The sequence below is a fragment of the uncultured Planktosalinus sp. genome (genome assembly GCF_963973675.1).
Lineage (GTDB): Bacteria > Bacteroidota > Bacteroidia > Flavobacteriales > Flavobacteriaceae > Planktosalinus.
Genome location: NZ_CAXBAN010000047.1, coordinates 1 through 9,996, shown reverse-complemented (window position 1 = coordinate 9,996; position 9,996 = coordinate 1). Strand labels below are relative to the sequence as shown.

Genomic DNA, 9,996 nt, shown 5'->3' with positions numbered 1-9,996 from the left:
TTGTAAGAATGATAATCCCCACCATAATCAAGGTATAAATGAGTTTGTTGTGTTTGGCAAGCCAATTGGGCAAATAAATATCAAAGTTGTCCTTGGTGGAATTGGAATACTTCCTCGCCCAAACCGTAAGCGGACAAAACATTTTGAATGCAAGTAGCACCAAACCTTCCAGTAAAATTATGCCGTAACCCACCCACAACCAGAAATCGACTTTGTTGACGATTACAGCATACAGCATATAAAAAACAACCACATTAAAAAACACCCAAATAATGGTGTGTGCTACTTTAATAAATCGGAGTTTTCCGTCTTTTCTCATAATAGGACATAAAGGCTGAAACATTTTAAAATTAACCATTTAAGGCTTCAAATAATAATTTTTAACCAGCTCTTTAAATTCAGAGGTATATTTGTGGCGAGAGATTTCAAGTGTCAGTTCTTTTTCTTCCACCTTTTGTTCTGTTAAAGAGAACTGCAGAAGGCTCCGTTTTATAGGAGCAGTTGCCGTGCCACGAACTCTTGTGATGCGACAAGGAAGTAGTTTATTCGCTTTGGCTAAAGCAAGGACATTTTCTTCTTCAGCAAATGGAATCACCACAGCCAACTCCCCTTTTTTTGAAAGTAGTTGTGAAGCAAACCTTACCAAATTTTCAAAGGGAAGGCTGTCGTAAAAACGGGCTTTTTTTCGATTTTCAGAAATAAGTTCGGTTTCATTAGGCAAAAAAAATGGCGGATTGGAAACGATTAAATCATACGTTTCTCCTTCCATTTCTTCGGCAAATTCATCCAGCGAAGCGTGAAAACAAAAGAGCCGGTCTGCCCATTGGGAATTTTCAAAGTTCTCTACACACTGCTCATAGGCATCTTCATCAATTTCAATAGCGTCGATTTGTACGGCAGCACTACGTTGCGCAAGCATCAAGGCAATCAAACCGGTTCCTGCTCCAATATCCAAAATGGTTTGGGGGTTGTTTTTCAATGAAGTCCAGCTACCAAGCAATACCCCATCAGTGCCCACTTTCATAGCGCAACGGTCTTGTTTAATTGTGAATTGTTTAAATGAAAAACTCATATTAGCTAGTAGTGGTGAGTAGTGAGCGGTGAGTATAAAACATTTAAAAGTGTTAATACTTAACAATCAAATCTTAATACTGCTGTTTAAAGATACAGATCAATCAATCCTTCGGGGGTATTCAACAGCAGAATTTTATTTTTTTTGTCTACTTTATGGATAAAATCGTCATTTACGGGAATAAGGATTTGCTTTCCGTCGCGATCAATTTCAAACAGGGCCTGAGATGCACTATCATTCACTCCGGTTACGATGCCAATTTTCCCAAAACTGACATCCTCAGCTGTAAAGCCAATGATTTCATGGAAGTAAAACTGATCATCATCCAGTTCAGGAAGAAAGCTTAGCGGCAGATACACTTCCAAACCAATGATTTCATCGGCCTTTTCTTCGGTATCCACATCTTCAAATCGCACGCGTAAGAGTGTTGATTTATGCAATCCGCTTTGTTCAATAAAAAAAGGAATCAGGTTGTTGTTAAAGTCAACAAACACTGATTCCAATTCTGTGTACAATTCGGGTTCGTCTGTATCGAGTTTGATTAAAACTTCCCCTTTGAAGCTATATTTTCTTACGATTTTACCCAGGTAGAAACACTCTTCCTTTTGCATCGTAGTAATAAATTAAGCTTCTTTTTTCTCTTCTTCTGATTCTTCAGCCGGAGTTTCTTCTGCTTTTGGAGTCTCTTCTGCAGCTGGTGCTTCTTCAACTGTATTTTCAGTTTCTGGAGCAGCTTCTTGAGTTTCCTCAGCAGCTTCTTCTGTTACTTCTTCTGCATTAGCTTCTGCTTCTGCTTCAGCAGCGGCAGCCATTCGCTTTTCATTCACTGCTTTTTCAGCAGCAAGTGCCTCTGCTTTTGCTTTTGCATCCGCTTTGGAAAGTCCTTCTTTTTTAGCAGAAATTCTTCCTGCCTTTTCTTCCAACCAAGCCTGGAATTTCTCCTCAACTTGTTCTTCGGTTAAAGCACCTTTTGCAACACCTCCTAATAAATGTTTTTTCATCATCACCCCTTTGTAGGACAAAATTGCTCTGGCAGTGTCTGTTGGTTGTGCTCCGTTTTGAAGCCACTTTACAGAACCATCAAGGTCTAAGTCAATTATTGCAGGGTTAACATTTGGATTGTAAGTTCCTAATTTTTCAAGGTACTTACCATCTCTTGGTGAACGGGCGTCAGCAGCCACAATCCAGTAAAAAGGCTTCCCCTTTTTACCGTGTCTTTGTAATCTGATTTTTACAGGCATATTTTAAATTAATTTTTGAGGTTCCCGACCTCGGTTTATAATTGAGGGCGCAAAGATACTATATTTTTTGTATTTAAGATTTATAAAAGAGCAAATTAAGATTGAAAAGTTTAAATAAATGCTTTTTTTCATTAGGTTTGTAAAATTATATAAGGAAACTGAAATTCTTTCGTTTTAAAAAGAAACACCTTTTACTTTAAATTTATGAAAACCTTTATGCTATTTTTATTTGCAGCTTTCGCCCTGATTGGCTGTGAAGATGTACAAAATAACTCGCCGGCTTTGCAGGCCAGTTTAAATGATGAGTTTTATAAGTCCACGGATGCAAGAGCTCAATTAAGACCTGATGGCACATTGGTGATTCAGGGAATGACAGACCTTGAAAAACTCACAATAACACTTAGTGGGTCTACAGAAGGTGTATACACCTTGGGAGGTAATGGTACAAACAGGGCTATATTTGAAGACTTTTTAGGTTCCATTTACACCACAAGACCTTTTGGAGATGGTGAGGTAGTCATTGAAAGTTCAGCCGACAATACTTTTTCCGGTACCTTTAAATTTAATGCTTATCGGTATGGTCTTGACACCCTCAATGCCCAACAAGGCCATTTTTATAAAGTGCCCATCCTTGACGCACCCATTGAAGACGATGACGACCAACCCATGGAACTTTCAGCTTTAATCGATAGCGAAAATTTTAATCCCTCTATAATTACAGCCGGCATTGAAGGAAACACTATCGTAATAAGAGGCGCTAACCAAAATAATGCAATCAATTTAAGTTTTCCAAATGATATAAGTCCGGGAAATTACCCTATTGACAACGAAACAATCACTGCAACATATACCTTGGATGGAACTCAATTAACTTCAGATTCGGGTGAAATAAACATTACCGCACACGATACAGATTTAAATATAATTGCTGGTACTTTTTCATTTCAAACAGGTGAACCTGAAAATATAGAAATTACAGAAGGCTCGTTTAGTATAACCTACTAGGTTTACTCATTATACATTCTTAACAAGCGTGTTAAATTTATTTTTAACACGCTTTTTTTTATAAAACAAACTGTATTGTTAATAACTAAACTTTTATTTCAGGAAGAAGAATTCGTATTTTTAAACCTTCTTATTTTCTGAAAAAAGACCTGTTGTATGTACCTGATTTTTGATACCGAAACCACCGGATTACCTAAAAATTTCAACGCGCCCATCTCTGATACAGACAACTGGCCTCGTTGTATTCAAATTGCCTGGCAATTGCACGACGCCATGGGTAACCTTATCGAAAGTCAGGATTATTTAATAAAACCCGACGGATTCAACATTCCTTTTGATGCCGAAAAAATTCATGGTATTTCAACCGAATTGGCTCAAAAAGAAGGGATTCAACTCGATGAAATGCTTACCCTTTTTAATGAAGCCCTAAGCAAAACCAAATTTATTGTAGGTCAAAACCTAGGCTTTGACATCAACATAATGGGGGCTGAATTTTATAGAAAGGAAACCCCAAACAAGCTCTCAGAACTTCCGGTTTTAGATACCTGCACAGAAAAGACAGCACAACTTTGCAAAATACCCGGCGGCCGGGGCGGTAAATTCAAACTCCCCACCCTAACTGAATTGCACGAGTATCTATTTAACGAACCCTTTGCTGAAGCACACAACGCCACTGCCGATGTTGAAGCCACTACAAGATGCTTTCTGGAACTGGTAAGAAGAAAAGAATTTACCGCTAAAGAACTTGACGTTCAACCTGACTATTTTGAGAACTATTCTGAAGCCAATCCACAACCCATCAAGTTGATAGGCCTCAAACACATCAACCTGAAAAAGGCTTCAGAAAAAATCAGAATAGAACTTGACAAAACAACTGATGTTGATGTTTCTCATGAAGATATAAAGCAAAACATTGCCGATTTAAAAGCGGTTTCTTTTGCTCATTTACACAATCATTCTCAATTTTCAATTCTTCAATCCACTTCCAGCACTCAAGACTTAGTAAAAGCTGCCTCAGAAAACAATATGCCAGCATTGACTATAACTGACACAGGAAATATGATGGGAGCATTTCATTTTGTACAGGCCATAGCTAATCACAATGCAAAAGCAAAGAAAGAAGCAGAAGAAAAATATGAAGAAGCGCAAACCATCAAGCCAATTGTGGGCTGTGAGTTTTTTGTGTGTGAAGACCGTCTAAATAAAAACACCAAAGACCACGGTTATCAAATAGTCTTTCTTGCCAAAAACAAAAAGGGCTATCACAATCTGGCAAAGATGGCCTCCATTTCCTATACAGAAGGATTTTATTATGTTCCCAGGATAGATAAGGAAATTGTAGAAAAATACAAGGAAGACCTCATCGTGCTTACAGGAAGTCTTTATGGTGAAGTACCCGGAAAAATACTAAACGTAGGGGAAAACCAGGCAGAAGAAGCCTTGTTATGGTGGAAAAATCAATTTGGCGAAGACCTTTACATTGAATTGATGCGACACAACCAGGAAGATGAAAACCGCGTTAATCCGGTACTTGTAGAACTCGCCAATAAGCACAAGGTTAAAATTGTGGCCACTAACAACACCTATTATATCAATAAAGAGGATGCCAACGCACACGACATTTTGCTTTGTGTAAAAGACGGCGAGAAACAAGGAACACCCATTGGGCGGGGCAGAGGATATCGCTATGGACTACCCAATCAGGAATATTTCTTTAAAAGTACTGAAGAAATGAAAGCCCTTTTTAAAGATCTTCCTGAGGCCATTTTCAACATCAAAGAAATTATTGATAAAGTTGAAACTTACACACTAGCACGAAATGTTTTACTACCCAACTTTGACATCCCGGAAGAATTTATTCAGGAAAAAGATAGGGATGGAAAACTGGGAGAGAATGCCTATTTAAAACACCTCACTTTTGAGGGCGCCAAAAAACGTTACTCAGAAATCACCCCTGAAATTAAAGAGCGCCTCGATTTTGAACTCGATGTTATTGCCAATACCGGCTACCCGGGATACTTTTTGATTGTTCAGGATTTTATTGCTGAAGCAAGACGAATGGGAGTCTCCGTAGGTCCCGGAAGAGGTTCTGCTGCCGGATCGGCAGTGGCCTATTGTTTGGGGATTACCAATATAGACCCTATAGAGTATGACCTGCTTTTTGAGCGCTTCCTGAATCCCGATCGTGTGAGTATGCCTGATATAGATATAGACTTTGATGATGAAGGCCGCAGTAAAGTAATGGATTATGTCATTAAAAAATATGGAGCCAATCAGGTAGCACAAATCATTACTTATGGAACCATGGGTGGAAAATCGGCTATCAGGGATACTGCACGTGTACTCGATCTGCCATTAAACGACGCAGACCGTTTGGCAAAACTCATGCCTCCAATGACCAAACTCCATAAAATATTTGGGTATAGCGAAAGTGAACTTCGGCAAGCCTTCAGAGCTGAAGATTTAGAAAAAGTAAATGAACTTATCACAATTTCAAAAGGCAACGACCTCCAGGCACAAACAATCAACCAGGCACGCATTTTGGAAGGTTCCGTTAGAAATACAGGAATCCATGCCTGTGGAGTCATTATTACGCCGGGTGACATTACCAATTATGTTCCCGTGGCCACCGCTAAAGATTCTGATTTATATGTCACCCAATTTGACAACTCCGTTGTAGAAAATGCCGGACTCTTGAAAATGGACTTTTTGGGATTGAAAAATCTTACCATTATTAAAGATGCTGTTGAGTTAATTAAATTAAAAAGAAACATTGAATTGGATCCGGATACGTTCCCGCTTGACGATGAAAAAACTTATGAATTGTTTCAACGCGGTGAAACCGTTGCTACCTTTCAATATGAATCTGCCGGAATGCAGAAATATATGAAGGACCTGAAACCCACGGTTTTTGCAGATTTAATTGCTATGAATGCGCTGTATCGCCCGGGACCCATAGAGTATATCCCCAGTTTTATCAAAAGAAAAAACGGTGAAGAAGAAATCACATACGATCTTCCGGTAATGGAAAAATACCTGAAGGAAACCTATGGTATTTCAGTATATCAAGAACAAGTGATGTTGCTTTCACAAGAATTAGCGGGGTTTACCAAAGGTGATGCCGATGTATTGAGAAAAGCAATGGGAAAAAAGATTTTTTCAGTGCTTGAAAAAATGAAACCCAAATTTTTGGAAGGTGGAGCAGTAAATGGGCATCCCGTAGATACTTTAGAAAAAATATGGAAAGATTGGGAAGCCTTTGCCAGTTATGCATTCAACAAATCCCACTCTACCTGTTATGCCTGGATTGGCTATCAAACAGCCTATTTGAAAGCAAATTACCCCGCAGAATATATGGCAGCCGTACTTTCAAACAATATGAATGATATCAAAGAAGTTACCAAATTTATGGAGGAGTGCAAGCGTATGGGTTTACAGGTTTTGGGTCCTGATGTAAATGAATCCTATTATAAGTTTACGGTAAACGATCAGGGTGCAGTACGTTTTGGAATGGGTGCCGTGAAAGGAGTAGGAGGCAATGCCGTTGCCACCATCGTTGAAAACCGAAAAGAAGGTAAATACAAATCGGTTTTTGACCTGGCAAAACGCATCGATTTGAGATCGGCAAACAAGAAAGCTTTTGAAAATTTAGCATTGGCAGGCGGTTTTGACAGTTTTGACACCCACAGGGCTCAATATCTACACGATGAAGGTGACGGAATTATTTTTCTTGAAAAAGTGTTGCGTTATGCTGCTAAGTTTCAAGAAAATGAAAACTCATCTCAAATAAGTTTGTTTGGCGAAGCCAGCGAAGTCCAGATTCCCGAACCCGTAGTACCTCCTTGTGAAGAATGGGGCACAATGAAAAAATTAAAACTTGAGAAGGAAGTGGTAGGCATTTATATTTCAGGCCATCCGCTCGACGATTTTAAAACAGAAATGAACACCTTCTGTAGAAACAGGATTGCCAACTTTTATCAGTTGGGCCAATTCATCAACAAAGAGTTGATTTTTGGTGGTGTAATTACAGATGTTCAGCATCGGGTTTCCAAAAACGGAAAAGGATGGGCTTCTTTTGTGATAGAAGATTACAGCGATTCATTTGAATTTAGAATTTTTGGTGAAGAGTATCTCAAGTTTCGTCATTTTCTAATTCCCAATGGTTTTTTGTTTTGCAGGGTTTTTGTCAAAGAAGGCTGGATCAATAAAAATACTGGTGAGAAAAGTGATGTACGAATTCAGTTCAACAACATACAGTTACTGCAAGATGTGTTGGAAAACCACTCAAAAAAAATCACGATTCAACTAAAGCTTGATGAAATTCTTGACACTCACATTGAATCTCTAAAAAACCTATTAAAAAATCACAAAGGCAAACACAATCTTGATTTTTACATCTATGAGCCAGAGGAGGACATTCAGTTGCAATTGAGTAGTAGAAAGCAAAAAGTCAATATTTCTCAAGAACTGATTGAAGCACTTGAAAAGGAACGTTTTCTCTACAAACTAAATTAAGATAATATTAATTGATGTGCTTATAACCAAAACTGATTTAGATTTTGTAAGTTTTGGCAACTATTTTGACTAAATTTGTAAACTATTAAAAATAAAAATTATGGCATTAGAAATAACAGATGCAACGTTTGAGGAAACGGTGCTTAAAAGTGACAAACCCGTAATGGTAGATTTCTGGGCAGCATGGTGTGGTCCTTGTAGAATGGTGGGCCCCATCATTGAAGAAATCAGTAAAGACTATGACGGCAAAGCTGTGGTTGGCAAAGTAGATGTAGACGCTAATCAGGAATTTGCTGCAAAATATGGTGTGAGAAATATCCCTACTGTTTTGATATTCCAAAATGGTGAAGTTGTGGGACGCCAAGTAGGTGTTGCTCCAAAAACAACTTATGCAGAGGCTTTGGATTCACTCCTATAATAAATAAATATTAAATAAAATGAAAAGGTTTAGCACGTTGTTAAACCTTTTTTTATTTTTAGAAAAAATTAAACAATGAGTAAACCTATTAAAGTTCAGGACACAATTGACAGCAAATTACTGGAAGAAAGAAAAGTTTTTCTCTGGGGACAGGTGGATGATGACTCGGCTAAGCATGTTATTGACCGCTTGATGTATCTCGATGCACTCGAAAAAAAAGACATTCATTTATACATTAACAGCCCGGGTGGGTATGTAACATCAGGTTTTGCTGTTTATGACTGTATGAAATCCTTAAAAAGTGACGTTTCAACCATTTGTACAGGTTTTGCTGCATCCATGGGTTCCATTTTGCTTTCTGCAGGAACCAAAGGAAAACGTTTTATCCAGCCGCACGCCAGGGTTATGATTCATCAACCCAGCGGTGGCGCACGCGGTCCCGCAAGTGATATTGAAATCACTGCTCAGGAAATTCTAAAAACAAAAGAACTGAGTGCAAAAATTCTGGCTGAAAACTGTGGGCAAAAGATAGAAAAAATAATGAAAGATTTTAATCGTGACCACTGGATGGATGCAAAGGAATCTGTGGATTATGGTATTGTAGATAAAATAATTTAAATTGAACCCTTGAAGGGTTTAAAACCCTTCAAGGGTTATGTTAAAAAATGGACATTCAAACTCAAATCAACGAAATAACAGGGTTTAAAAACCTGGAACTCCTCGCCACTCAAGTCGTGGAAGGCTTTATTTCGGGTTTACACAAGAGTCCGTTTCATGGTTTTTCATCAGAGTTTGCAGAACATAAAGTGTATAATTCGGGTGAAAGTACAAAACACATTGACTGGAAATTATACGCAAAAACCGACAAACTTTTTACCAAGCGGTATGAAGAAGAAACCAATTTAAGATGTCATTTAATAATTGACAACTCGACCTCTATGCATTATCCGAATGTAAAAGAGTTCAACATCAATTCACTAAATAAAATAGCCTTTTCTGCATTGGCAAGCGCTGCTATAATGAATTTGTTAAAACGCCAACGAGATGCTGTGGGAGTTAGTATCTATTCAGACGAATATGAGTTTTATGCCCCAGAAAAAGGCAGCGAACGCCATCACCAGATGATTTTGGACAAACTCAATCAAGCCGTTGTGACATTATCAAAAGAAAAACAAACACAAACCTATGAGTTTTTGCATCTGATTGCAGAAAAAATGAAACGCAGATCGTTGGTGTTTTTGTTTTCAGATATGTTTCAAAATGACCTGGAAGAAGAAAAACTATTTGAGGCATTACAACATCTGAAGTATAATAAACACGAGGTTATTTTATTTCATACAATCGATAAAGAAAAAGAACTTCATTTTAACTATGACAATAAGCCCAGAAAATTTGTGGATTTAGAAACCGGTGAAATCTTAAACATTTATCCCGATAACATTAAAGATAATTATGAAAATGCAGTGGCTGCATATTTCAAAGAGCTAAAATTAAAGTGTGCTCAATACAGGATTAAATATGTTGAAGCAGATATCAACACCGGGTTTTCAAAAATATTGACCACCTATTTGGTTGAAAGACAAAAGATCGCTTAAAGAATTTAAATTTTTTAAAAAATTTGTTTGTCTAAACTAAAATAGGGTGTATATTTGCCCTCGCTAATAAGGAAAGTGGAATATCACCCTTAGAAAGTTAAAAGCACAACGTTCTGTTTTTTTTAAAACACAATTTATTGGTCTGGTAGT

General features: G+C 37.8%; 9 protein-coding genes. 5 read left to right on the top strand and 4 right to left on the bottom strand.

Annotated elements, in window-relative coordinates; genetic code table 11:
• From AACY61_RS03200 to AACY61_RS03185, 4 genes are all read right to left on the bottom strand, one after another.
• Positions 1-319, bottom strand: a 319-nt coding sequence (locus AACY61_RS03200) for a hypothetical protein (protein WP_339610116.1), incomplete at its 3' end; no start/stop codon positions are given.
• 39 nt (positions 320-358) lie between these two features.
• Positions 359-1,072, bottom strand: coding sequence for a methyltransferase (locus tag AACY61_RS03195; RefSeq protein WP_339610115.1), 714 nt, complete (start codon positions 1,070-1,072; stop codon positions 359-361).
• An 86-nt stretch (positions 1,073-1,158) separates the two neighbouring features.
• On the bottom strand, positions 1,159-1,683 hold the full coding sequence (gene rimM, locus AACY61_RS03190) for a ribosome maturation factor RimM (protein WP_339610114.1): 525 nt from the start codon (positions 1,681-1,683) through the stop codon (positions 1,159-1,161).
• 12 nt (positions 1,684-1,695) lie between these two features.
• Positions 1,696-2,313 carry a 30S ribosomal protein S16 gene (locus tag AACY61_RS03185; protein ID WP_339610113.1) on the bottom strand — a complete coding sequence of 206 codons (618 nt, stop codon included), beginning with the start codon at positions 2,311-2,313 and terminating at the stop codon, positions 1,696-1,698.
• A 204-nt stretch (positions 2,314-2,517) separates the two neighbouring features.
• Here AACY61_RS03185 and AACY61_RS03180 point away from each other — a divergent pair, with 204 nt between their 5' ends.
• The 5 genes from AACY61_RS03180 to AACY61_RS03160 all read left to right on the top strand — a co-directional run bounded on the left by AACY61_RS03180 (position 2,518) and on the right by AACY61_RS03160 (position 9,846).
• Positions 2,518-3,318: a DUF6252 family protein gene (locus AACY61_RS03180; RefSeq protein WP_339610111.1), complete on the top strand. Its 801-nt coding sequence runs from the start codon at positions 2,518-2,520 to the stop codon at positions 3,316-3,318.
• Positions 3,319-3,474: 156 nt separating this feature from the next.
• The gene (gene dnaE / locus AACY61_RS03175) at positions 3,475-7,833 is read left to right on the top strand and encodes a DNA polymerase III subunit alpha (protein WP_339610109.1); all 4,359 of its coding nucleotides are present in this window, start codon (positions 3,475-3,477) and stop codon (positions 7,831-7,833) included.
• A gap of 100 nt (positions 7,834-7,933) precedes the next feature.
• On the top strand, positions 7,934-8,251 hold the full coding sequence (gene trxA / locus AACY61_RS03170; RefSeq protein WP_339610107.1) for a thioredoxin: 318 nt from the start codon (positions 7,934-7,936) through the stop codon (positions 8,249-8,251).
• A gap of 75 nt (positions 8,252-8,326) precedes the next feature.
• A complete protein-coding gene (locus AACY61_RS03165) occupies positions 8,327-8,869 on the top strand; it encodes an ATP-dependent Clp protease proteolytic subunit (RefSeq protein WP_339610105.1) in 543 nt (180 codons plus the stop codon).
• Positions 8,870-8,916: 47 nt separating this feature from the next.
• Entirely contained in the window at positions 8,917-9,846 is a 930-nt protein-coding gene (locus AACY61_RS03160; RefSeq protein ID WP_339610103.1) for a DUF58 domain-containing protein, read from the top strand.
• Positions 9,847-9,996 lie beyond the last annotated feature (150 nt).

What these genes read in the sequence shown, in the direction of transcription:
- AACY61_RS03195 (WP_339610115.1), bottom strand. Translation starts at nt 1,072, where the DNA reads ATGAGTTTTTCATTTAAACAATTCACAATTAAACAAGACCGTTGCGCT.
- rimM (WP_339610114.1), bottom strand. Translation starts at nt 1,683, where the DNA reads ATGCAAAAGGAAGAGTGTTTCTACCTGGGTAAAATCGTAAGAAAATAT.
- AACY61_RS03185 (WP_339610113.1), bottom strand. Translation starts at nt 2,313, where the DNA reads ATGCCTGTAAAAATCAGATTACAAAGACACGGTAAAAAGGGGAAGCCT.
- AACY61_RS03180 (WP_339610111.1), top strand. Translation starts at nt 2,518, where the DNA reads ATGAAAACCTTTATGCTATTTTTATTTGCAGCTTTCGCCCTGATTGGC.
- dnaE (WP_339610109.1), top strand. Translation starts at nt 3,475, where the DNA reads ATGTACCTGATTTTTGATACCGAAACCACCGGATTACCTAAAAATTTC.
- trxA (WP_339610107.1), top strand. Translation starts at nt 7,934, where the DNA reads ATGGCATTAGAAATAACAGATGCAACGTTTGAGGAAACGGTGCTTAAA.
- AACY61_RS03165 (WP_339610105.1), top strand. Translation starts at nt 8,327, where the DNA reads ATGAGTAAACCTATTAAAGTTCAGGACACAATTGACAGCAAATTACTG.
- AACY61_RS03160 (WP_339610103.1), top strand. Translation starts at nt 8,917, where the DNA reads ATGGACATTCAAACTCAAATCAACGAAATAACAGGGTTTAAAAACCTG.